Below are 23,645 nucleotides of genomic sequence, written 5' to 3'. Positions count from 1 at the left end.
AAGCGCCACGCCACGCTGCGCCAGGCCGGGGCAAGTGCGCTACAATCGCGCCTTTGCCCGTTCATTGCTTCCCAAGGACACCCATGACGTTCAAGGCGCCGGACAGTCTCTCCGAGCAGATCGCACATCACCTGGCCGAGCGCATCATTCGCGGCGAACTAGCCCCAGGTGAGCGCATTCAGGAGCAGAAGGTCACCCAGGCGCTGAACGTCAGCCGCGGCTCGGTACGCGAGGCGCTGCTGATTCTCGAACGCCGGCATCTGGTCACCATCCTTGCCCGGCGTGGCGCCCACGTGACCCGCCTGGACGAGCGCAGCGTGCGCAGCCTGTGCACCTTGATGGGCGAGTTCTACATCCTGCTGGGCAATGAAGTGGCACGCAAATGGGCCAACGAAGTCGACCTGCTGCCGTTTCTGGCCATCCAGCAGCGCCTGCAGCAGGCCCACGACCGCCAGGACATCAAGACCTTCGTCGCCGAAAGCTTCGCGGTGATGCGCGCCGCCTATCCATTTGCCGACAACCCGTACCTGCAAGAAACCGTCGAGAACCTGCAACCGGCCATGAGCCGCGCCTATTACCTGGCCCTCGACCAGCGCAAGGCCAGCATGATCGACTACCTGGAACTGTTCGCACGCCTGCTCGAAGCGGTGCTGGCGCGTGACCTGCCGCGCATCCGCGAGGTACTCACCGCCTACTGCCAGCGCAGCTGCGAGCTGGTCCTGGCGGCGCTGGCGAAGGGTTGATCGATGCGTCTGAAATGTATCCGCCTGGCCGGGTTCAAGTCCTTCGTCGACCCCACCACCGTCAACTTCCCAAGCAACATGGCCGCCGTGGTCGGGCCCAATGGCTGCGGCAAGTCGAACATCATCGACGCCGTGCGCTGGGTGATGGGCGAAAGTTCGGCGAAGAACCTGCGTGGCGAGTCGATGACCGACGTCATCTTCAATGGCTCGACCAGCCGCAAGCCGGTCAGCCAGGCCAGCATCGAGCTGGTGTTCGACAACAGCGACAACACCCTGGTCGGTGAGTACGCTGCCTACGCGGAAATCTCCATCCGCCGCAAGGTCACCCGCGAGGCGCAGAACACCTACTACCTCAACGGCAGCAAGTGCCGGCGCCGCGACATCACCGACATCTTCCTCGGCACCGGCCTTGGCCCGCGCAGCTATTCGATCATCGAGCAGGGCATGATCTCCAAGCTGATCGAGGCCAAGCCCGAAGAGCTGCGCAACTTCATCGAAGAGGCGGCAGGCATTTCCAAGTACAAGGAACGCCGCCGGGAAACCGAAAGCCGCATCCGCCGCACCCAGGAAAACCTTGCCCGCCTGACCGACCTGCGCGAAGAGCTCGAGCGCCAGCTCGAACGCCTGCATCGCCAGGCCCAGGCGGCCGAGAAGTACCGCGAATACAAAGACCAGGAGCGTCAGCTCAAGGCGCGCCTGGCGGCGCTGCGCTGGCGTGACCTGGACCTGCGCGTGGCACAGCGCGAAGCGGTAATTGCCGACCAGGAAATCGCCTTCGAAGCGCTGGTGGCCGAGCAGCGCAACGCCGATGCCGGTATCGAGCGGCTGCGTGATGGCCATCACGAGCTGTCGGAACGTTTCAATCAGGTGCAGGCACGTTTCTATTCGGTGGCTGGCGATATCGCCCGGGTCGAACAGAGCATCCAGCACGGCCAGCAGCGTCTGCGTCAGTTGCAGGACGACCTGCGCGAAGCCGAACGCAGCCGCCAGGAAACCGAATCGCACCTGGGCCACGACCAGACCTTGCTGGCCACCCTTGGCGAAGAGCTGGAAATGCTCGAGCCCGAGCAGGCCATGAGCCTCGATGCCGCCGAAGAGGCCGCCGCTGCCCTGGAAGAGGCCGAGCTGGGCATGCACGGCTGGCAAGAGCAATGGGACACCTTCAACACCCGCTCCGCCGAGCCGCGGCGTCAGGCCGAGGTTCAGCAGGCTCGCCTGCAGCAACTGGAAACCGGCCTCGAGCGCCTGCTCGAGCGCCAGCGCAAGCTCGCTGACGAGCGCGAACAGCTCGGCGCCGACCCGGAAGACGCGCTGATTCTGGACATGAGCGAGCAGGTGGCCCGCGGCGAGATGCTGCTTGAAGAGTTGCAGGTGGCCGAGCAGCAGGTGGTCGAGCGCCTCGACAGCCTGCGCGAACAGGTGCGCCAGGCCACTACCGAGCAGCAGACCCGCCAGGGCGAACTGCAACGCCTGGGCGGGCGTCTGGCGTCGCTGGAAGCCTTGCAGCAGGCGGCGCTGGAGCCCAGCGCCGGGGCCAGTGACTGGTTGCGCCAGCATGGCCTGCAAGCGGCGCCACGGCTGGCCGAGGGGCTGCGCGTGGAGGCCGGCTGGGAGCTGGCGGTCGAGACCGTGCTCGGCGCCGACCTGCACGCGGTACTGGTGGATGATTTTGCCGGGCTCGACCCAAGCCTTTTGGAAAGCGGTGAGCTGCGCCTGCTGCTCGCTGCCAGCGGCTCGACCGCCGCCCCCGGCAGCCTGCTCGACAAGGTCAACGGGCGCACCGATCTGGCGCCGTGGCTGGCCCAGGTGAGGCCGGTGGAAAGCCTCGAACAAGCCCTGGCCCTGCGCGGCACCCTGACCAGTGGGCAGAGCCTGATCAGCCGTGATGGCTACTGGGTGGGCAAGCATTACCTGCGCGTCAGCCGTGGCGCCGATGCCCAGGGCGGCATGTTGGCGCGGGCGCAGGAAATCGAACAGCTCGATGCCCAGCGCGAGCAACAACACAACGCCCTGGAGCAGGCCGAGCAGCAGTTGGCTGCGCTGGATCAGCAACTGCGCGAGCACGAAGCCCAGCGCGAGCAGCTGCGCCGCCGCAGCCAGGAAGAAAACCGCCAACTGGGCGAGCTCAAGGCGCGCCTGTCGGCCAGTCGCGCCCGTGCCGAGCAACTGCAACTGCGCCGTCAGCGCCTGCAACACGAGCTGGGCGAGCTGGAGCAACAGCGCGAGCTGGAGCTTGAAGCCCTCGGCGAAGCGCGCCTGCTGCTGCAAGAAGCGCTGGAGGTGATGGCCGAGGACACCGAGCAGCGCGAGCAGTTGCTGGCCCGGCGTGACGGCCTGCGCGAGCGCCTCGACCGTATTCGCCAGGAGGCTCGCCAGCACAAGGATCACGCCCATCAACTGGCGGTGCGTCTCGGCTCGCTGCGCGCGCAGCACGAATCCACCCGCCAGGCCCTCGAGCGCCTGACCCAGCAGTCGCAGCGACTGATCGAGCGTCAGGAGCAGCTGAGCCTGAACCTGGAGGAGGGCGCCGCACCGCTGGAAGAACTGAGCATGACCCTTGAGGAACTGCTCGAACGGCGCATGAGTGTGGACGAGGAAATGCGCCAGGCCCGCCTGCACATGGAAGACGCCGACCGTGAGCTGCGTGAGGTGGAAAAGCGCCGCACCCAGGCCGAGCAACAAGCCCAGTTGCTGCGTGGCCAGCTCGAGCAGATGCGCCTGGAAAGCCAGGGCCTGGATGTGCGGCGCAAGACCTTGCAGGAACAACTGCTTGCCGATGGCTACGACCTGCACGGCGTGCTCGCCACCCTCGAGGACGACGCCACCGAGCCTCTCACCGAACAGGCCATCGAGCAGGTCGAAGGGCGCATCCAGCGTCTTGGTGCGATCAACCTGGCAGCCATCGAGGAGTACCAGCAGCAGTCCGAGCGCAAGCGCTATCTGGATGCGCAGAACGCTGATCTGGCCGAAGCGCTGGACACCCTGGAAAACGTCATTCGCAAGATCGACAAAGAAACGCGCAATCGTTTCAAAGATACCTTTGATCAGATAAATGCCGGTTTGCAGGCACTTTTTCCAAAAGTTTTCGGTGGCGGCAGCGCTTATCTGGAACTGACGGGCGAAGATTTACTCGATACAGGGGTGACGATCATGGCCCGTCCGCCCGGCAAGAAGAACAGCACCATCCATTTGCTGTCGGGTGGGGAGAAAGCACTGACCGCACTGGCCCTGGTATTTGCCATCTTCAAGCTCAACCCTGCGCCGTTCTGCATGCTCGACGAAGTCGATGCCCCGTTGGACGACGCCAACGTTGGGCGCTACGCCAGGCTGGTCAAGGAAATGAGCGAGACCGTGCAGTTCATCTACATCACCCACAACAAGATCGCCATGGAAATGGCCGACCAGTTGATGGGCGTCACCATGCATGAGCCGGGCTGTTCCAGGCTGGTTGCCGTGGATGTCGAGGCAGCGATGGCAATGGTCGACGGCTAATGCGGGAAGAATAGGGCCTGTCTTGTAGGGGAATTTCCTGACAAGGCCGACAGACGGTGTAAAGTTTGCCGAGGTCGTGCTAGCTTTATGTCACTCGTTTTACACGCAGCAAAAGCCTTGGCAGAACATAGGCTTGCCGCTACGTGTTAAAGGGCTTTTGAACCCTTTGTTTTTCAGCATATTTTTTTACAGAGGCACGGGAATTACATGGAAATCGGTCTGCGCGAGTGGCTGATCCTGATCGGCATCATTGTCATTGCCGGCATTCTTTTCGACGGTTGGCGCCGCATGCGCGGCGGCAAAGGCCGTTTGAAATTCCGTCTGGACCGCAATTATTCCAACGTCCAGGACGATGAGGGCAGCGCTGAAGTGCTCGGCCCGCCACGGGTGCTCGACACCCACAAGGAACCTGAACTGGATGAAACCGACCTGCCATCGATGAGCGCGTCGGGGCGCGACCGCGACGTCAAGCCCGCCAAGCCCGCCAAGCGCGCCAAGCGCGTCGAACCGCAATCGAGCGAAGCGCCGCTGGCCGCCGAGCCGCGCGAAGCACGCGAGCCGGAGCTGTTCTCTGCCAGTGATGACGATTTCGACGAGTCGCACACCTCGGGCAACGGCTTCGCCGCAGCCTCCAGCCCGGCCAAGGATTTGCCGCCGGTCGACGAAGTGCTGGTGATCAGCGTCATTTCCCGCGATCCAGGCGGTTTCAAAGGCCCGGCATTGCTGCAGAACATCCTGGAAAGCGGCCTGCGCTTCGGCGACATGGATATCTTCCACCGCCACGAAAGCATGGCCGGGCATGGCGAAGTGCTGTTCTCCATGGCCAATGCGGTCAAACCGGGTATTTTCGATCTGGACGACATCGACCATTTCAGCACCCGTGCGGTGAGCTTCTTCCTCGGTCTGCCCGGTCCTCGTCATCCGAAACAGGCATTCGACGTGATGGTCGCCGCTGCCCGCAAGCTGGCCCACGAGCTGGACGGCGAGCTGAAGGACGACCAGCGCAGCGTGCTCACCGCGCAAACCATCGAGCACTACCGTCAGCGCATCGTCGAATTCGAACGCCGCGCCCTGACCCAGAAACGCTGATGCACCCACCGAGTAGATCGGCCCTCGATCTGCTCGCGATGATCGAACCTGAGAGCAGCCCCTGGCTGCTCTTTTGCTTTGCAGAGAACACCGAAGATGACCGCCGAAACCCGAATTCTTGAGCTGCGCACCGAGCTGGATAAGCACAACTACAGTTACTACGTGCTTGACGAGCCGAGCGTGCCCGACGCCGAATACGACCGCTTGTTCAACGAGCTGAAGGCGCTCGAGGCCGAGCATCCGCATCTGGTCACTCCGGATTCGCCCACCCAGCGCGTGGGCGGCGCGGCCTTGGCGGCCTTCCAGCAGATCCGTCACGAAGTGCCCATGCTTAGCCTGGGTAACGCCTTCGAAGAAGCCGACCTGCGTGAGTTCGGTCGCCGCGTCACCGAAGGCCTCGACCTGCCCAGCGCCGACCTGCTCGGCGACGGCGCGGCGGTGGACTACAGCTGCGAGCCCAAGCTCGATGGCCTGGCGGTCAGCCTGCTGTACCGCGACGGACAACTGGTGCAAGGCGCCACCCGCGGTGACGGCAGCACCGGCGAAGACATCAGCAGCAACGTGCGCACCATCCGCAACGTGCCGCTCAAGCTGCACGGCAGCGGCTGGCCGCAGGTGCTGGAAGTGCGCGGCGAGGTGTTCATCAGCAAGGCCGGTTTCGAGCGCCTCAACGCCGCCCAGGCTGAGGTTGGCGGCAAGACCTTCGCCAACCCGCGCAACGCCGCTGCCGGCAGCCTGCGTCAGCTCGACTCGAAGATCACCGCCAGCCGACCGCTGGAATTCTGCTGCTACGGCGTCGGCCAGACTTCCGCGCCCATCGCCCCCAGCCATATCGACACCCTGCAGCAGCTCAAGGTCTGGGGCCTGCCGATCAGCCATGAACTCAAGCACGCCGCCGGCATCGAGGAGTGCCTGGCCTATTACCGTGACATCGGTGAGCGACGCACTGCGCTGGCCTACGAAATCGACGGCGTGGTGTTCAAGGTCAACAGCTTGGCCTCGCAGCGCGAACTGGGCTTTCGCGCCCGCGAACCGCGCTGGGCCATCGCCCACAAGTTTCCGGCGCTCGAAGAGCTCACCGAAGTGCTCGATGTGGAGTTTCAGGTGGGCCGCACCGGCGCGGTGACGCCGGTGGCGCGCCTGCGCCCGGTCAAGGTGGCTGGGGTGACGGTGTCCAACGCCACGTTGCACAACATGGATGAAATCGCCCGCCTGGATGTGCACATCGGCGACACGGTGATCATCCGCCGTGCCGGTGACGTCATTCCGCAGGTGATGCAAGTCGTCCTCGAGCGTCGTCCGGACGACGCCCGCGCCGTGCAGATTCCCAGCCAGTGCCCGGTGTGCGGTTCGCAGGTCGAGCGCACCCAGCTGGTCAAGCGCAGCAAGGGCAGGGCGACCATCAGCGAAGGCGCGGTGTACCGCTGCGTGGGCCGGCTGAGCTGCGCGGCGCAGCTCAAGCAGGCGATCATCCACTATGTGTCGCGACGGGCCATGGACATCGACGGCATCGGCGAGAAGAGCGTCGAGCAACTGGTCGACGAAGGGCTGATCCGCTCCCCGGCCGACCTCTACCAACTGACCTTCGACCAGATAGTGGCGCTGGAAGGCTTCGCCGAGGTGTCGAGCAACAAGCTGCTGGAGGCGATCAAGGCCAGCCAAAAGCCGACGTTGGCGCGCTTCATCTATGCCTTGGGCATTCCCGATGTCGGTGAAGAGACCGCCAAGGTGCTGGCGCGCTCGTTGGGTAGCTTGGCGCGGGTGCAGGTGGCGCTACCGCAGGTGCTCACCTACCTGCCGGACATCGGCCTGGAAGTGGCCTATGAAATTCACAACTTCTTCCAGGACCCGCACAACCAGCAGGTCATCGAACAGTTGCTCGGAAGCGGCATGCAGTTGCAGGACCAAGGCGAGCTGGCGGCCGAGTTCGCTGCCAGCACCACGCTCGCCGGGCTGATCGCCAAGCTCGACATCGCCTCAGTCGGCCCGACCGGCGCAGAAAAACTGGTGGCCAAGCTCGGCTCCCTCGACGCCATCATCGCCGCCGACGGCATCGATTTGCGCCAGGCCCTGTCAGCCAAACCCGCCGAGGCTGTACGGGAATTCTTCAAGGACCCCGAACACCAGCAACTGGCGCGCGCCATCGAGGCCCAACTGCTGGACTTCGGCATGCACTGGAGCAGCGAGAAAAAGACCGCCGAAGGCCTGCCCCTGGCCGGGCAGACCTGGGTGCTGACCGGCAGCCTCGAGCGCATGAGCCGCGACATCGCCAAGGACCACCTCGAAGGGCTTGGCGCCAAGGTGGCAGGCTCGGTGTCGAGCAAGACCCACTGCGTGGTCGCCGGCCCCGGCGCCGGCTCCAAGCTGACCAAAGCCAATGAACTGGGCCTGAAGGTGCTCGATGAAGACGCCTTCATCACCTTCCTTGGCGAGCACGGCATCACCCTCTGAGCCGAGTTCGAAGACAAGTCATTGAGAAATGATGGTTTTTTCTTGAGACAGAGGTTGTAACTTCGCTTCAGAGCGGTACAATGGCGCGGTTCGTCACATGGCGAACCGCGTAGTGGTGGCCCCACCGGTCCCCCCGCAATGATTACCCGTTAACCTGGTCAGATCCGGAAGGAAGCAGCCATAGCGGGAACATCGTGTGCCGGGGTGTGGCTGGTGGGGCTGCCTCCATTATGCAAGTCCTTGAATTCTCAAGGATTTCTCGCTCAAAAATCTCGAAGTGTGACAGCGTTTAGGTACATCTTAGTGGTGCGTCGTGCTGTGCATTCTAAGCTGCTAAAGCCCTCTCTCAAAGCCTTGTCATATTTAGTGGCACATTGGCATTGCTTCGTGTTCTATCGAAGGGTATAAAGAACTCGCTGGGCGTACCGTCCAGGTGCTCTTTAAACATGGTTAAATTCTCTGGGCTTGCAGTTGGTGGTTGGGAAACCGACCAGCTTTGATGTTCGTCAAAGCTACCTCTCCGCACGACCCGTCACTGTGCGCTATCGATACGCGTCACCGATAAACGTCACGCTCCTCACGTCCCCTACGGTTTCGGCCATTACGGTGATGCAGGGCAGCGCTAACGTGATGCTGTGCGTTAAGTCTTTACGGCGAAGCTCTTCACGGTGACGAGATGTGGCGGCGACGGCTTTCCGATCTTGATTTATCAAGATCGGAAAGCAGAACTGTGGTTTGTAGTGGTGTCTTGGTAGTTCCATTCGGCCCGGAATGCTTTGGCGGCGGCAATTTCGCCGGTCAAGGAGCTATACCATGTTGCGATCTAAGAAAGCGGCTAGTCCTCGGACAGAGCTGCAAAAGCACAATAACCAAGACACCCGCGTTACAGTCAATGGCAAGAATTCAAAGAAGGAAAGAGGGAATGGCAGTCGTATAAAGCGCCTTCGTGACGTAGTGAAGGAGCTCGTGATTCGCCAAGCACTTTTGGATCTCTGGGAAAACAAGCTTGAGTACTGGGAGTATGTCTGTGATGCTATGGACAAGCTCATTGGGTTGATCCCATGACGCAGCAAATCACATCATTCGAATTCTGAGGGGCCGATCTACGTATCGGCCCTTCTTCATTTCAGGGTTTGGAATTTGGACGCTCCCAGGTACCCCTTCAGGCCAATTCATAGTGTGAAGTCATTGGCCCTAGCGCTTGGCGAGAGCGAGCAACTGCTTGAAAGGCTGGCCGCCAGAGCTGACCGAATGTACCGCCATGTGCCCCAACAGAAGAAAGTCAAGCCGGGCATGCCGCCTGAGACGCGAGACACGTACGATGCTCATGAGCCTCTCAAGAGAGTGCAACGCAAACTAGTTGACAGACTGTTGTCAAAAGCGGTTTTCCCTGCCTACCTCCATGGCGGGATCAAGGATCGTCAGTCTCCGAGAAGCATCCATAGTAATGCGGCTGTGCATGCAGGATCAAAGTACCTCGTTCTTCAGGATATCCAGAACTTCTACCCGTCTATATCAATGCAGCAGGTTGATGCCTTATTTCGTCAGCTGTTCGGATTCAGCACGCCTGTAGCAACCTTGCTTTCGTCTATATGTACCCGTGAGGGTAGTACTCCCCAAGGCGCTAGCACCAGCGGCTACATTGCAAATTTGTTGTTCTGGGACGTAGAGCCCAAGATAGTAGAAGACCTCATGGGGCGCGGCTTTCAGTACTCCCGATTTGCTGATGACATCACTGTTTCTTGTCGCCATGAGCCGTCATCGGACGAGCTATCCGACATCGTTTCAACCATCACTGGGATGCTGGCTTCCAAAGGGTGTCGCCAGAAGCGTGCGAAGCTTCATATACGTGTTCGTGGTCAGGGCATCAAAGCTGATGACGCAACCTTCCAGCCGGTTACGGTGACAGGATTGAGTGTGTTCAATCCTACACCAGGGCTGACGAAATCGGAGCGTAAATGCATACGCTCAGCAGTTCGGGAGCTTGAGCTAATGAGCGAGGCCGGTAGTCGTTGGCTCGATCTCGAACCGGTCTACAACCGTGCGATGGGGCGGGTGGGGAGACTCATAGCTTGCGGTCATCCAGATGGTAAAGCATTCAAGGGGCGTCTCAATGCTGTGAAGCTGTCGCATCAAACGCCATTACTTGATCGTTACCAGCTAGCGGCGACTGGCGTGGCTGAATCCGCTACTCCACCTGTCGGAGTTGGGCTACGGGAACCTTATTCAGCGGAGCGAGATGGTCCCTTGCCTTGGGACTGATGGGGCATTTCGTGTGAGGAATGTAGCTTCGCTTGCTGACAAAGGGGCCGCAACTCCCCAGCCCCTATTGGCGCCATAATCATAGCAGGGCGCCTCTCTGGGCTTGAAGCTTTGCCACTTCCTTGGACATCGCTGGGGCGTCCCACATAAGCCCCTCAGTGCAAGCAATCCGCATGTCCAGCCAGAACAGTACAACTGAGTTCACAAAGTCTCGCAGCAGTTCAGCGGAAACCAGCATGCCTTTCACGGGCCTCTGAGGTGCTACGGCCATGCCAAACGGCTCGCTATCAGTACCAACCATTGGCCATAACTCAGGGTACATTGCCCTGAGCTTTGCCGCTGAGTCCCCCTCGCCATGCCGACACACGTTCCCTAGTACATGAAGCTTGTCGAGACGGCTGTAAGACTCAAACTCCTCAATTGGCAAGCCGCGTATCTCGTGGAACAACTGGTTCAGTGAAGGCATCTTGCCCGTGACTCCCCACTTGGCGCTTTGTATAAGGTCCACTGTGCTGCCTTTGTGCTTTACCTTCACGCCACAGTAGCAAAGGTAATCGCGTAGCTGCTGCTCCCAAAGCGACTGGATGCCTAAGCATAGCGCCATGCTGGTCTTTGTAATCAGGTGGCGATGATCATGTAGATGGAAGGCAGCAAGCGCTTGATCTTCCTGTTTCGCAATTTCAACGCCTTTCTGTTCTAGGGCTGCCAGCGATGGAATGACCACGAGCGATAAGAAGTCTTCAGCTACCTCGCCGTATTTATTGGCGTAGGCGTCGGCTATGCAGGGTGCCCAAGATGGGTGTGCAGTCATCGGAAGTCCTGTGGGATAGATGGGCCACCACAATAACGGCTAGCTGCCCCTTTTTAAACTGGCCTTTGCCTACACGCAAATATCCCTATGATATCTGGGGTTGAAATATCACGGGGTTCATTTCTGGAAATGAGGCTTCGCAGTGGTGGCTCAGCTCTGACCATCAATCGGGCGGTGCCTAACCCCCACGCCGATCAGCTACCCACTAGCCAGCTAGGATTCCAAAATATCAGGGTACGAAAAAGCCGCCCTGAAGGCGGCTATGAGCGTATGCGGTCGATTGCTGACGTTACGGCATCTGCGTTCGTATCGTGCGTCTGAAGGGCAGTCATTAAGTTATAGTGTATGTGCGTCCACCCACGCTGGCTTACCCACAGCGATAGTTCTTTTAGGGCAGCCCGGATAGCGGATTGACTGATATGCAGCGCTTCCAATGCATCAGATGTAGCAGCGGTCTTGTAATCCATATCGGAGATTTCCCTAAGCTGGCGTTGATGCCGGGTCCCCACAGCTTAAAGGATGATGTGGTTCACTGGCATCAGGGGGGTCTTATGGCTAGGTGCCAACATGGTAGGCTATGCTATCTCAGCCATGGATGAAAGTCATGAAAGTTCCCTCCGACCTCGAAGTCCTCGACGCTATCTACGAAGAGTATTATGAGGCCTTTGCCAATTTTTCCCAAGAGTCAGATGTTTATAATGGCCGTAAAGGGAAAATTCACATGCCCATTGATTGCAAGCTGTTAGCGATGAGGCTTGGTGTCGATTCCGATATCGTTTTCGGTAGGCTTTATTATCACTTAGAACAAAAATATGGATACGCAAGAGATAACGCGCCCAGGGTTGCCTTCTTCTCATTAGCCGTAGGTGAGGATAGGCACTGCGTTAATTTTCCGTTGCTGGCATCTGTCTTGGCTGGGCTTCAGGAAGAGAGTAATAAGTTCAGGCTGGCAACGTGGCTGTCAACATTGGCGATCGTGATTTCTATTGCTGCCCCGCTTCTGGAGTGGATCTATAAATGAGCTTGACTACACAGTTACATTGGTTTACGCCCCTAGCAACCATAGTCGGCGGTGTGATAATTTTCGTGGTAGGGCAAGCGGTGCTCAAGCTGTTCATCGAACCCGTGCAAAATCTAAAGGGAACCATCGGCAGCACTTCTAACACGATGCTTCGTCATCAGGCTAAAATTACCAACGGAATGGAAGATGCAGAAATTTCTGCTAAGATTTACGACCACGCCGCCGAGCTTGTATCAAAAGCTGAGGTAATAATCTGCTACAGGCTTGCAGTTCTAGTCTTCCGGTTGCCTTCGAGAGTTGATGTGCTCAGAGCTGCACGGGAACTCAACGCTATAGGGCAGGCGACAATGGACAAAAGACCTAGCACTACTTATGGAGCCACACCGCCACGCCCGCTGGCTGCTAGAAATAACCATGACTCGCTGAAGCATATCGCAAAGCTTTTACGAGTCAAAACCGCCTATTCATAGCGGTTAAAATTGACATTCCCTAAAATGTTTCTACGGCACCTTACCCTGGCGGGAATATTGGCGGTGTTCTAGAGGGAGAATATCAGAGGGGGCTGGGGAATCTGCTGGAGAGTCCTCGATTAGCCTGGTAGTGCTGGCCAAGTGGCTAAAAATCCTGACAGATGGAGGTCGACTTCAAGTGTGGGCTGTCACTCCCATAGTGGTCAATGGCTCGAATTTCAAAATATCTTGGGGGAGTTAGTGCGCAGGCCCACCGGAACATTTGCTTTAATCGCCTCCTATGAGCATATAGGGGCTATTAGCCGTTGATGTTAAAAGACAACCCAAGGCGAGCCATAAGGCGAGATACAGTCATAGGTTGAAATGCACTTCCCCGTGCTGTGGTTACCCCCTTTGAGTTGAGGCACTGGGCTATGGCCGCAAACGAAGTGCAATCATCGCCAAGCAGTGGCAGCCAGTAGCGCCATGGATGCTTGCGGGCTTCTTTTCGCAGCGCTTCATGATCAAGCAGTGCAGTCAGATCGCGGTGGTCAAATGACAAGCGTGCTTCCTTCGCTGATCCCGCCATGACCTTGATTCCAGCCAACGGGTTCTCAGCGACATACCCGTTCGCCTTGCGCCAGTTCATGAAGGCCGTGAGTTTGCGTGGCCGGTTGTTCACTGTGACGGCTGTGACGGTCTTGTAAGTGCTGGCTGACTCGATCACTTGCCTCAAGGTCTTCCCCTTGAATTCTGGCCGTAACCCGAAGTACTGGGGGCAGCGGCTGAGACGTTCTTTTAGTACGCGAGCTTGCTGGGAATCGAAGGCGTTCGCTGGCATATCGCCAAACAGCTCGAATAGATCGGCTAGGGCACGCTCGACTTCATCCGCACTGACTTGCCGCCACGTGCCACCGCGTTTCCCGTCTTCTATATAGAGTTTGGACAGGGTGGCGAGGGTAGGACCGTCGCTTTGTGGCTTCGCTGTGGCCGCTATGGGTCTTCGTGGTGCAGCCATGGTGATTGGCTGAGGGGTAGAGTCTCGCCACTGCAGCGTTTCAGGGGCTGTCAGAGGATGTTCAGTTAGGTGGTAACGCACTTGCTGAGCTAGAGAGCTGGCAAGGAACAATGCAGCCTGACGTTCTCGCACACGCAGGCATATGCGTAAGGTTTGACGCTGATGGAATAGATGCTTCGGTAGTCGCAGATTAAGGTAGTAAACGGATTGGCGAGGGACGATGTAAGCCATAGGAGAGCACCAGAGTGGACCAATAAGGTGGAACAATTCTGGTCACACCCCAAGCTTTGAGGCCTCATGCTGGATGCCAGTATGGCAGGATGTTCGACGACCTCAATAGCCTCAAACCCTTGCCCCATAAGGCCCGCATTGATTCCCGAGCATGCTTGCATGCCATCTGGTCAGGCCCGGAATGGAGCAGCCATAGCGGGAACATCGTGTGCCGGGGTGTGGCTGGTGGGGCTGCCTCCATTTCAGGCTCCTGAAATGTCTTCTCTCCCCATTGCATCCTCATCCAGCCGGCAACCCCTTGCCCGGCTTGTACGCTTGCGTGCGCCTGTTCTTGCGCTCGCTCACCGCCGCAACCTTCATCAAACGCCGAAACGTCGGACACGCCAGATGATTTTCTTCGGGGCACTGCGCCGCGTGCCGTAGGCCCTTGCTCATGGCTTGCAGTTGGCGAATGCGGGCGTCCAGGGCGTCGGCCTTGTTTGACAGCAGGGCGCGGTCGACTTGCTGTTCGGCGAGCATGGCAGCGATTTCGTCGAGCGAGAAACCGGCGGCCTGGCCTAGAGCGATCAATGCCAGGCGTTCGATGACGGTCGCCGGAAACTGGCGGCGCTGGCCTTGCGCAGACAGCGCAGTGATCAGCCCTTTGTTGGCGTAGTAGCGCAGGGTCGAGGCGGGTACGCCGCTGCGGCGGGCGACGTCGGCAATGTCCATGGGCAGTCCTTGACTTGAAGTTGACTTCAACTTGCATGCTGCGCGGCAGGTTGCTTGTGGTCAATTGTCGGAGACGCTTATGAATACCCTGTCGCTTATGTTCGCCAGCCTGCCGATCAGTGTTGGCGCCACGTTGCTCATGGATGCCTGGACCTGGCTGCTCAAGCGCCGGGGCTTGCGCACCTTCGATTACGCCATGGTCGGGCGCTGGATCGGGCATTGGCGGCGGGGTGTATGGCGGCATGATTCGATTGCCTCTGCGGCGCCGGTCGCATACGAGCGGTTGGCCGGATGGTCGATTCACTACCTGGTGGGTGTGGTGTTTGCACTGGCGTTCGTGCTGCTGGCTGGGGAGGGCTGGCTGATGGCGCCGACGCTGTGGCCTGCGCTTGCGTTCGGCGTTTGTACGGTGCTGCTGCCGCTGTGCGTGATGCAGCCAGCGTTAGGGGCGGGGCTGTTTGCCCGCCGCACGACCACGCCGCTGCGCAATTGCCTGCGCAGTGTGGCGACGCATTCGCTGTTTGGAGTGGGCTTGTTCCTGGCCGCGTGGGTATTACGCGGGTGAATGGCGCTGTGAACTGCGCGACAGTTCACAGCGCGGTGGCTCACGTGTCCAGCTTTACAGCGTCCATTTCAGGCTGAACATCAGGTTGCGCGGATCGCCATAGGTGCCCATGCCGGTGCCGGTGGGAATGCCCTGCCAGTATTTCTCGTCGGTCACGTTGTTGAAGTTGACCCGGCCATCCCAGTGCTCGTCGAAGCGGTACCCGGCCATCAGGCCCAGCACGGCGTAGCTGTCCTGCACGGCGTGGCCGGTGCCGACGCGGTTGTAGGTCTCGCTTTGGGCGAATACGTCAGCGCCGACGCGCCACTTGCTCAGCTCGCCGGTGAGGTTGTAGGTGGTGGCAGCCTTGAACAGGTGCTTGGGTTGTTCCGGGGCGAAACGCTTGTCTTCGTACGTGTCGTCCTTGGTGTACTGGCTCAGCAGCAGGGTGTACGACGCCGAGAAATTCCAGTTCGGCGTCAGCGCACCGGTGAGCTCGGTGTCGATACCGCGGCTGCGCACTTCGCCTGCGGCTGCGTAGCAAGTCACTGACGGGTTGCAGCCTGATACGCTTGAATCCAAGGCGTAGGAGCGGTTCTGCTGGGTCATGTCGAACAACGCAACCGAGGCATTCAGCGCGCCGTTGAAGTATTCGCCCTTCAAGCCGATTTCGTAGCTTTCGCCGGTCATCGGATCGAGCACTTTGCCTGCCCGATCCTGGACTTCCTGGGGCTTGTAGATTTCGGTGTAGCTGGCGTAAGCCGAATACGTGTCATTGAGGTCGTAGATCACGCCGGCATAAGGAGTGAATTCGCGGGTGGTCTTGTAGCTGCTGTTGATCGTATAAGTGCGGCCCGTGGTTTCACTGTCGAAGTCGAACCAACTGACCCGACCACCCAAGATCACGTGTAGAGGATCAATAGGATTCAGGCGAGCGACTGCATAGGCTGCTTTTTCAGTAGTCGTCGATTTTTTAGCGTAAGGCTCCAATTCCGCGTCAGAGGGTTTGCTCACGCTTCCTGGGTCAAACGCATAAATATCAATTGGCGTCGCGCCCGAATAGCCGCCACGGATACGGTAATTTTGTTCGCGCCGGCTGATGCCCATCTGGAATTCATGCTCGCGGCCCATTGCATCGAATGCGCCGCTAAGCGAGGCATCGACGTTGAGGAGGTCATCATCGGTCAGATAGTGGCCTGACGCGGTGCCCAGGTCGTCGACGGACGTATACGGGTAGGCAGTCACGTAATTGGAGAACGTGTCGGACTCGTTCCACATCTTCTGCAGGGCCAGCTTGGTTTTCCAGCCGTTGGCGAAGGTATGGGTGATGTCGCCGAACAGGGTGTAGTTGTCCTGGTCCCAGTAGCCCCACTTGCCTGCCAGGTAGGTCGAGCGCGACAGCCCCAGGTCTTCGCCATTGGGACCGCTGGGCAGGCTACCCCAGTCCGAGGTCTTGTCCTGACGCTGTTTCGAGGCACCAAGGGTGACGGTGGTCGCGGCGTCGAGGTCGGCTTCCAGCACGCCGTAGAACGTCTGGTTCTTGCTTTCCCGCACATCGACGAAGCTGTGGTTGTCGGCATAGGCAGCCACCACGCGACCGCGCACGGTTCCGCTGTCGTTGAGTTTGTTGGAGGCGTCGACTTCGGTGCGGTAGCGATCCCAGCTTCCAGCGCTGGTGGTCACGCTGACCTGGGGCGTGTCGGTGGGCCGCTTGCGCACCAGGTTCAGCGTCGCCGATGGATCGCCGGCACCGGTGGTCAGGCCCGTCGCGCCGCGCACCACTTCGATGCGGTCATAGATCGCCATGTCCGGCGATGCCAGGGTATCCAGGGAGAACGTGCCCATCGAACTGGGCAGGCCATCGAACATGATGTTGTCGATGCGAAAGCCACGGGCGAGGAATTCCTGGCGGTCGGAGCCGAACTTGCGCAGGGTGACGCCGGGGGCAGACTTCACCACGTCACTGAGGTCGTTCAGCCCTTGGTCTTCAATACGCTGGCGGGTGATGACGCTCACCGACTGCGGGGTCTGACGAACCGATAGCGGCAGGCCCGCCGAGGTGCTCATCGCGCCCGTGGTGTACGAGCGGGTGCCCTCGGTGGTCGCCTGGTTCTTCAGGCTGTCAGCGTCGGCGGTGATGGTACTGGCGCCGAGTTCGACCACCTCCGCGGCGTGGACCAGAGCGCTGGCGCTGGCCAGCGAGACGAACAGCGCCAGACGGCACAGGGGGAAACGATTCATGCTGGATAATCCTCAGGCACAGCTCAAGCGGACCTGCGCCGGGAGCAGGGCGAGGTCGAAATTCGATAAGGGAAGAACATCCGTTTCAGGGGGAGGGCACTGGGCCGTCAGTGCAGGCAGAAGGCTATGAGTTTGTGAAAAAAATGTAAATAAAAAGTTTTCGCATTCTCACTTGTATTGCGTTTCGTGCGGCGTGTTACGGTCGAGCCGGGCGCGAGAGCCCACAGCGCGCCGCTCGCCATCGTGCAAGGTGCAATTCTTCCCCCGCTCCGCTAGCATTAGCCCTCTTTGCTCGCTCAGGTTCGACGTTTTTCATGAGTTATCAGGTCCTTGCACGAAAATGGCGTCCGCGCTCGTTCCGCGAAATGGTCGGCCAGACCCACGTGCTCAAGGCCTTGATCAACGCGCTCGACAACCAGCGCCTGCACCACGCCTATCTGTTCACCGGCACCCGCGGGGTCGGCAAGACCACCATCGCGCGCATCATCGCCAAGTGCCTGAACTGTGAAACCGGCATTACCTCAACGCCCTGCGGCACCTGCTCGGTGTGCCGCGAAATCGATGAAGGCCGCTTCGTCGACCTGATCGAGATCGACGCCGCCAGCCGCACCAAGGTCGAAGACACCCGCGAGCTGCTCGACAACGTGCAGTACGCGCCGAGCCGTGGGCGCTTCAAGGTCTACCTGATCGACGAAGTGCACATGCTCTCGAGCCATTCGTTCAACGCGCTGCTCAAGACCCTCGAAGAGCCGCCGCCGTACGTCAAGTTCATCCTGGCCACCACCGACCCGCAGAAGCTGCCGGCCACGATCCTGTCGCGCTGCCTGCAGTTCTCGCTGAAGAACATGACTCCGGAACGGGTGGTCGAGCATCTTCAGCATGTGCTCGGCGCAGAGAACGTGCCGTTCGAGGACGACGCCCTGTGGCTGCTCGGCCGTGCGGCCGATGGCTCGATGCGTGACGCCATGAGCCTCACCGATCAGGCCATCGCCTTTGGCGAGGGCAAGGTGCTGGCAACCGACGTGCGGGCGATGCTCGGCACGCTCGACCACGGCCAGGTGTATGGCGTGCTGCACGCTTTGCTCGAAGGCGATGCGCGGGCGCTGCTCGAAGCGGTGCGCGAACTTGCCGAACAAGGCCCGGACTGGAGCGGGGTGCTGGCCGAAATGCTCAACGTGCTGCACCGCGTGGCCATCGCCCAGGCGCTGCCCGAGGCCGTCGACAATGGCCAGGGCGACCGCGAGCGGGTGCTGGCCCTGGCCCAGGCCTTGCCTGCCGAAGACGTGCAGTTCTATTACCAGATGGGCCTGATCGGCCGGCGTGACCTGCCGTTGGCGCCTGAGCCGCGCGGCGGTTTCGAAATGGTCCTGCTGCGCATGTTGGCGTTCCGCCCCGCGGACAACGACGATGCGCCGAGGCCGGTGCTAAAGCCAGTGGGGATCAGCCAGGCCACAGCTGATTCCACCCAGCCGGTGGCAGACACGATCAAGGCGCCAGCGACGGCACCAGCGCCTGTGGCCGTGTCGATGCCAGCGCCGATGCCCGCGCCTGAAGCCGAGGACGCGCCACCCAGCACCGGCGAAGCCGAGGCTGCGCCGACGCAGGTGGTCGACGTGCCCTGGCAGGTGTCTGCGGCAGATGAGTCCGAGCCCGCAGCCCCGGTGCCATCGCCTGCGACCCCAGGCCCGCCTGCAACGATGCGCAATGATCTGCCACCTCCGATCGACGATGACGAGCCGCCCTTCGACCCTTCGGCGTATGAATCGGCGGGCATGGACCGCGACGGCGACATTCCGCCGGATGAAGATTACGAAGCCGCCTCGGCGGAGCCGGTGGCCTTCAGCTACCTCGACGAGCTGGCCGAGCATGTGCAGGAAGAGGCGCCAGCGGCACCTGCCGAGCCACTGCCTGCGGCGCAGCCGGCCACCGGCCTGGCCCTCGAGTGGCTGGAATTATTCCCGGCGCTGCCGGTCTCGGGTATGACGGGTAACATTGCCGCCAACTGTACGTTGATCTCCAATGACAACGACCATTGGCTGCTGCACCTCGATCCGGCCCAGGGCGCGCTGTTCAACATTACCCAGCAGCGCCGGCTCAACGAGGCGCTGAATCAGCATTTTGGCCGCACCCTGAGCCTGACCATCGAACTGATCCGGCCCGAGCAGGAAACCCCGGCCCAGGCGGCCTCGCGCAAACGCGCCGAGCGCCAGCGTGAGGCGGAAGTGGCGATCGAGCAGGACCCGTTGATCCAACAGATGGTCCAGCGGTTTGGCGCCACCGTGCGGCAGGATACTATTACCCCGGTAGAGTCTCTGGTCAGCCAGGGCACCTGAACGAATAACCATGCGCCCGGTACGCACCGGGCGGCAGCACACACCCAATCGAGGTATTCCCCATGATGAAAGGTGGCATGGCTGGTCTGATGAAACAGGCCCAGCAAATGCAGGAAAAAATGGCCAAGGCCCAGGAAGAACTGGCCAAGGCAGAAGTCACCGGTCAGTCCGGCGCCGGGCTGGTCAGCGTGGTGATGACCGGTCGTCATGACGTCAAGCGCATCAGCCTGGATGACAGCCTGATGCAGGAAGACAAGGAAGTGCTCGAAGACCTGATCGCCGCTGCCGTCAACGACGCCGTGCGCAAGGTCGAGCAGAACAACCAGGAGAAAATGGGCAACATGACCGCCGGCATGCAACTGCCGCCGGGCTTCAAGATGCCGTTCTGATTTTCATTCGTTTGCCACGGGGGAGCAGTAGCCGCAAGGCTGCCGCTCCCTCGCGCGTTTTACCACTCGTCCAGCGCAGGTCCGCCCCATGAGCTTCAGCCCCCTGATTCGCCAACTGATCGACGCCCTGCGCATTCTGCCGGGGGTGGGTCAGAAAACCGCCCAGCGCATGGCCTTGCAGTTGCTCGAGCGTGACCGCAGTGGCGGTGCGCGCCTGGCCCAGGCGCTCAGCCAGGCGATGGAAGGCGTAGGCCACTGTCGCCAGTGCCGTACGCTGACCGAGCAGGAACTGTGCCCGCAATGCGCGGACCCGCGCCGTGACGACACCCAGCTGTGCGTGGTGGAAGGGCCGATGGACATGTTCGCCGTCGACCAGACCGGCTACCGCGGGCGCTACTTCGTGCTCAAGGGCCATTTGTCACCCCTCGATGGCCTCGGGCCTGAGGCCATCGGCATTCCGCAACTGATGGCGCGCATCGAAGAGCAGGGCACCTTTACTGAGGTGATTCTGGCCACCAACCCCACCGTCGAGGGCGAGGCCACTGCGCATTACATTGCCCAGTTGCTCGCCGAGAAGGGCCTGAGCGCCACCCGCATCGCCCACGGCGTGCCGCTGGGCGGTGAGCTGGAGTTGGTCGATGGCGGCACCCTGGCGCATGCCTTTGCCGGGCGCAAGCCGATCGTGTATTGAGAGAACAGCAGGGCGCCGGGTAAACCTACCCCCTACCGGTTTGGCGTAGGAGCGGGTTTACCCGCGAAGGCCGGCGAGGCCGGCCCGAGCCACTGCGGCAACGATACTCAACACTCAGCCAGCGAAAACTCGGTCAGGCAGAAGGTCGGCACGCCGCGGTCTTGCAGGCGCTGCGAGCCTTGCAGTTCTGGCAGGTCGATGATCGCCGCGGCTTCGAACACCTGGGCGCCGGTGCGACGAATCAGCTGGGTAGCCGCCAGCAGCGTACCGCCGGTGGCGATCAGGTCATCGAAGATCACCACTGAATCACCCTCGCACAGGCTGTCGGCATGCACTTCGAGGAAGGCCTCGCCGTATTCGGTCTGATAGCCCTCGGACAGCACATCAGCCGGCAGCTTGCCCTGTTTACGGAACAGGATCAGCGGCTTGTTGAGCTGGTGGGCGATGATCGAGCCGATCAGAAAGCCACGCGCATCCATCGCCCCGATGTGGCTGAACGGCGCTTCGACGTAGCGTTCGATGAACTGATCGGCCACGTAGCGCAGGCCTCGTGGCGACTGGAACAGCGGGGTGATGTCGCGAAAGATGACGCCCGGTTTGGGAAAGTCAGGGACCGGGCGGATCAGGGCTTTGAGGTCGAAGGTGTCGCTGTGCATGTGGCGGGTATCCTGGGAAAAACTGGCGGCCAGTATACCCAGGCTCTGTACGGAAAGCCTTGATACTCGGTGATACTGCGTTGAAAACAGCCTCGGAATGCTCATTTACAACTTGTAAACTCCGCTTCCTCGGCTGTTTTCGCCTTGTCTCACCTTCGTCTCAAGACTCTCCGTACAGAGCCTGATTCACCTCGCCGATCAGGCGTCCATCGAGCCGCCGGCCAGGGCGCACAGCTGGATCGGGTCGAGGATATGCACCTCTTTGCCTTCGGCCTTGAGCAAGCCGTTCTGCTGGAAGCGGGTGAACACCCGTGACACGGTTTCCACCGCCAGGCCCAGGTAGTTGCCGATCTCGTTGCGCGACATGCTCAGGCGGAACTGATTGGCCGAATAGCCGCGGGCGCGGAAGCGGGCCGACAGGTTGACCAGGAAGGTGGCGATGCGCTCATCGGCGGTCTTTTTCGACAGCAGCAGCATCATTTGCTGATCGTCGCGGATTTCCCGGCTCATGACCCGCATCAGTTGGCGGCGCAATTGCGGCAGTTGCACCGACAGCTCGTCGAGGCGCTCGAAGGGAATTTCACACACCGAGGTGGTTTCCTGGGCCTGGGCCGAGACCGGGTAGGCTTCGGTGTCCATGCCCGACAGGCCGACCAGCTCGCTGGGCAGGTGGAAACCGGTGATCTGTTCTTCGCCGCTGTCGCTCAGGCTGAAGGTTTTCAGCGCGCCTGAGCGCACCGCATACACCGAGCCGAAATTATCCCCCTGGCGGAACAGGAACTCGCCTTTCTTCAGAGGACGACCGCGCTTGACGATTTCATCCAGTGCGTCCATGTCTTCCAGATTCAGGGACAAGGGCAGGCACAGGGGGGCCAGACTGCAGTCCTTGCAGTGGGCCTGGTTGTGGGGGCGCAGTTTTACTGGCTCGGACATTTTCTTTCGATCCTTGTGGAAAGCACACATAAGCCGTAAGGGTACCTTACGGTGTGGGCAGTAGCCAGCGTGCGCGGTTGTGGTGCGCCGCGGCCGCGGTCGGCACGGGATGGGGTGTCACCTGGGGAAACGCTTCTTCCGCTGGACCCGAGGCAGGCTGTCCATGCCTGCCGAGGCTCGGCTCGGGTCATATCACCCGCGAGAAGCGCTGTTGCGAGTGCTGCGCCAGGTAGGCGTCGAACACCATGCACACCGAGCGCACCAGCAGGCGTCCGGCCGGCTGCACTTCGATGCGCTGGGCATCGAGGCTGATCAGGCCATCGCGCTGCAAGCGTTGCAGCGCCGGCCATTCGGCAACGAAGTAGCCGCGAAAATCGATGCCGAAGGTGCTTTCGATCTGCTCGAAGTCCAGTTCGAAATGGCAGATCAGCTGTTGGATCACTGCCCGGCGAATGCGGTCGTCGCGATTGCACACCAGCCCCCGCTGGGTCGCCAGTTGCGCGCTCGACAGGCTTTGCTGGTAGATCGCCAGATCGCTGCTGTTCTGGCTGTAGAGGTCGCCGATCTGGCTGATGGCCGAGACGCCCAGGCCGATCAGGTCGCAGTGGCCATGAGTGGTGTAGCCCTGGAAGTTGCGCTGCAAGGTGCCTTCTTCCTGGGCGATGGCCAGCTCGTCGTCGGGCAGGGCGAAGTGGTCCATGCCGATGTAGCGGTAGCCGGCGGCGGTCAGTTGCTCGATGGTGTTGTGCAGCATCTCGAGCTTGGCCGCCGGGGCCGGCAGTTCATTGCTGTCGATGCGCCGCTGGGGCATGAAGCGCTCTGGCAGGTGCGCGTAGTTGAACACCGACAGGCGATCGGGTTGCAGCTGGATGACTTCATCGACGGTGCGCGCGAAACCTTCCGGGGTCTGCTTGGGCAGGCCATAGATCAGGTCGAGGTTCACCGAGCGGAACTGCAAGGTGCGCGCCGCCTCGATCAGAGTGCGGGTCTGCTCCAGGCTTTGCAGGCGATTGACCGCCCGTTGCACGGCAGGGTCAAGGTCCTGCACGCCGAGGCTGACGCGGTTGAAGCCCAACTCGCGCAGCAGGCCCATGGTCGACCAGTCGGCCTCGCGCGGGTCGATTTCGATGCCGTAGTCGCCGGAATCGTCGTCGAGCAGGGTGAAGTGCTGGCGCAGCGTGGCCATCAGCTGGCGCAGTTCGACGTGGCTGAGGAAGGTCGGCGTACCGCCACCGAAATGCAGTTGCTCGACGGTCTGGCGGCTGTCGAGGTGGCAGGCGATGAGCTGGATTTCCTGCTCCAGGCGTTGCAGGTAAGGCTGGGCGCGGGCGCGGTCCTTGGTGATGATCTTGTTGCAGGCGCAGTAGTAGCAGATGTTGGCGCAGAACGGCATGTGCACGTACAGCGACAGCGGGCGCACCGCCCGGCGACTTTCGCGCAGGGCGTGCAGCAGGTCGAACGAGCCCACCTCGCTGTGCAGTTGCAAGGCGGTGGGGTAGGAGGTGTAGCGCGGGCCGCTGAGATCGTAGCGGCGGATCAGATCGGTATCCCAACGCAGATCGTCGAGCATGAGGGTAGTC

At 60.8% G+C, this 23,645-nt stretch carries 18 protein-coding genes, 1 other RNA gene and 1 pseudogene; 13 read left to right on the top strand and 7 right to left on the bottom strand.

Features of this window, described 5'->3' with window-relative positions:
- Positions 1–83 precede the first annotated feature (83 nt).
- The 7 genes from H618_RS0103805 (at position 84) to H618_RS22290 (ending at position 10,037) form a co-directional block, all read left to right on the top strand.
- Entirely contained in the window at positions 84–743 is a 660-nt protein-coding gene (locus tag H618_RS0103805; protein ID WP_028693804.1) for a GntR family transcriptional regulator, read from the top strand.
- A gap of 3 nt (positions 744–746) precedes the next feature.
- The gene (smc, locus tag H618_RS0103800) at positions 747–4,235 is read left to right on the top strand and encodes a chromosome segregation protein SMC (RefSeq protein WP_028693803.1); all 3,489 of its coding nucleotides are present in this window, start codon (positions 747–749) and stop codon (positions 4,233–4,235) included.
- A 207-nt stretch (positions 4,236–4,442) separates the two neighbouring features.
- Entirely contained in the window at positions 4,443–5,324 is an 882-nt protein-coding gene (gene zipA / locus H618_RS0103795; RefSeq protein WP_028693802.1) for a cell division protein ZipA, read from the top strand.
- 96 nt (positions 5,325–5,420) lie between these two features.
- On the top strand, positions 5,421–7,775 hold the full coding sequence (ligA, locus tag H618_RS0103790; protein WP_028693801.1) for an NAD-dependent DNA ligase LigA: 2,355 nt from the start codon (positions 5,421–5,423) through the stop codon (positions 7,773–7,775).
- Positions 7,776–7,897: 122 nt separating this feature from the next.
- An RNA gene (gene ffs / locus H618_RS22295) (signal recognition particle sRNA small type) lies at positions 7,898–7,994 on the top strand.
- Between the two features lie 594 nt (positions 7,995–8,588).
- Positions 8,589–8,840, top strand: coding sequence for a hypothetical protein (locus H618_RS0103785; protein WP_028693800.1), 252 nt, complete (start codon positions 8,589–8,591; stop codon positions 8,838–8,840).
- Positions 8,841–8,954: 114 nt separating this feature from the next.
- Positions 8,955–10,037, top strand: coding sequence for a reverse transcriptase family protein (locus H618_RS22290; RefSeq protein ID WP_245586746.1), 1,083 nt, complete (start codon positions 8,955–8,957; stop codon positions 10,035–10,037).
- A 79-nt stretch (positions 10,038–10,116) separates the two neighbouring features.
- Here the strand turns inward: H618_RS22290 and H618_RS0103775 are convergent, their stop codons facing one another.
- Positions 10,117–10,848, bottom strand: coding sequence for a hypothetical protein (locus H618_RS0103775; RefSeq protein WP_028693799.1), 732 nt, complete (start codon positions 10,846–10,848; stop codon positions 10,117–10,119).
- A gap of 604 nt (positions 10,849–11,452) precedes the next feature.
- On the opposite strand from H618_RS0103775, the gene H618_RS0103770 reads away from it, so the two are divergent.
- Positions 11,453–11,869, top strand: a complete 417-nt coding sequence (locus tag H618_RS0103770; protein WP_028693798.1) for a hypothetical protein — start codon at positions 11,453–11,455, stop codon at positions 11,867–11,869.
- Positions 11,866–12,339, top strand: a complete 474-nt coding sequence (locus tag H618_RS22695) for a hypothetical protein (protein WP_154660614.1) — start codon at positions 11,866–11,868, stop codon at positions 12,337–12,339. The genes H618_RS0103770 and H618_RS22695 overlap by 4 nt, the downstream gene beginning before the upstream one ends.
- A gap of 439 nt (positions 12,340–12,778) precedes the next feature.
- On the opposite strand, the pseudogene H618_RS22280 reads toward H618_RS22695, so the two are convergent.
- Together H618_RS22280 and H618_RS0103760 are read right to left on the bottom strand one after the other, a co-directional pair.
- A pseudogene (locus tag H618_RS22280) lies at positions 12,779–13,567 on the bottom strand (site-specific integrase); the annotation flags it as partial.
- A 279-nt stretch (positions 13,568–13,846) separates the two neighbouring features.
- On the bottom strand, positions 13,847–14,278 hold the full coding sequence (locus tag H618_RS0103760) for a helix-turn-helix domain-containing protein (RefSeq protein WP_028693797.1): 432 nt from the start codon (positions 14,276–14,278) through the stop codon (positions 13,847–13,849).
- A 79-nt stretch (positions 14,279–14,357) separates the two neighbouring features.
- On the opposite strand from H618_RS0103760, the gene H618_RS0103755 reads away from it, so the two are divergent.
- Positions 14,358–14,843, top strand: coding sequence for a DUF2938 domain-containing protein (locus H618_RS0103755; protein WP_028693796.1), 486 nt, complete (start codon positions 14,358–14,360; stop codon positions 14,841–14,843).
- Positions 14,844–14,897: 54 nt separating this feature from the next.
- Here H618_RS0103755 and H618_RS0103750 read toward each other — a convergent pair whose 3' ends face one another.
- The gene (locus H618_RS0103750) at positions 14,898–17,063 is read right to left on the bottom strand and encodes a TonB-dependent siderophore receptor (protein WP_028693795.1); all 2,166 of its coding nucleotides are present in this window, start codon (positions 17,061–17,063) and stop codon (positions 14,898–14,900) included.
- 314 nt (positions 17,064–17,377) lie between these two features.
- Here H618_RS0103750 and dnaX point away from each other — a divergent pair, with 314 nt between their 5' ends.
- The 3 genes from dnaX to recR all read left to right on the top strand — a co-directional run bounded on the left by dnaX (position 17,378) and on the right by recR (position 20,476).
- Entirely contained in the window at positions 17,378–19,396 is a 2,019-nt protein-coding gene (gene dnaX / locus H618_RS0103745; RefSeq protein WP_028693794.1) for a DNA polymerase III subunit gamma/tau, read from the top strand.
- Positions 19,397–19,458: 62 nt separating this feature from the next.
- Positions 19,459–19,785 carry a YbaB/EbfC family nucleoid-associated protein gene (locus H618_RS0103740; protein WP_028693793.1) on the top strand — a complete coding sequence of 109 codons (327 nt, stop codon included), beginning with the start codon at positions 19,459–19,461 and terminating at the stop codon, positions 19,783–19,785.
- Positions 19,786–19,873: 88 nt separating this feature from the next.
- Positions 19,874–20,476 carry a recombination mediator RecR gene (gene recR, locus H618_RS0103735; RefSeq protein WP_028693792.1) on the top strand — a complete coding sequence of 201 codons (603 nt, stop codon included), beginning with the start codon at positions 19,874–19,876 and terminating at the stop codon, positions 20,474–20,476.
- 107 nt (positions 20,477–20,583) lie between these two features.
- Here recR and H618_RS0103730 read toward each other — a convergent pair whose 3' ends face one another.
- The 3 genes from H618_RS0103730 to hemN all read right to left on the bottom strand — a co-directional run bounded on the left by H618_RS0103730 (position 20,584) and on the right by hemN (position 23,635).
- Entirely contained in the window at positions 20,584–21,132 is a 549-nt protein-coding gene (locus H618_RS0103730) for an adenine phosphoribosyltransferase (protein WP_028693791.1), read from the bottom strand.
- 198 nt (positions 21,133–21,330) lie between these two features.
- Positions 21,331–22,065, bottom strand: a complete 735-nt coding sequence (gene fnrA, locus H618_RS0103725) for a Crp/Fnr family transcriptional regulator FnrA (protein ID WP_028693790.1) — start codon at positions 22,063–22,065, stop codon at positions 21,331–21,333.
- 187 nt (positions 22,066–22,252) lie between these two features.
- The gene (gene hemN / locus H618_RS0103720; protein WP_028693789.1) at positions 22,253–23,635 is read right to left on the bottom strand and encodes an oxygen-independent coproporphyrinogen III oxidase; all 1,383 of its coding nucleotides are present in this window, start codon (positions 23,633–23,635) and stop codon (positions 22,253–22,255) included.
- Positions 23,636–23,645 lie beyond the last annotated feature (10 nt).

Origin of the sequence: Pseudomonas cremoricolorata DSM 17059 = NBRC 16634 (assembly GCF_000425745.1) — a bacterium.
GTDB classification, from domain to species: domain Bacteria; phylum Pseudomonadota; class Gammaproteobacteria; order Pseudomonadales; family Pseudomonadaceae; genus Aquipseudomonas; species Aquipseudomonas cremoricolorata.
This window is presented reverse-complemented; position numbering and strand designations above follow the sequence as displayed.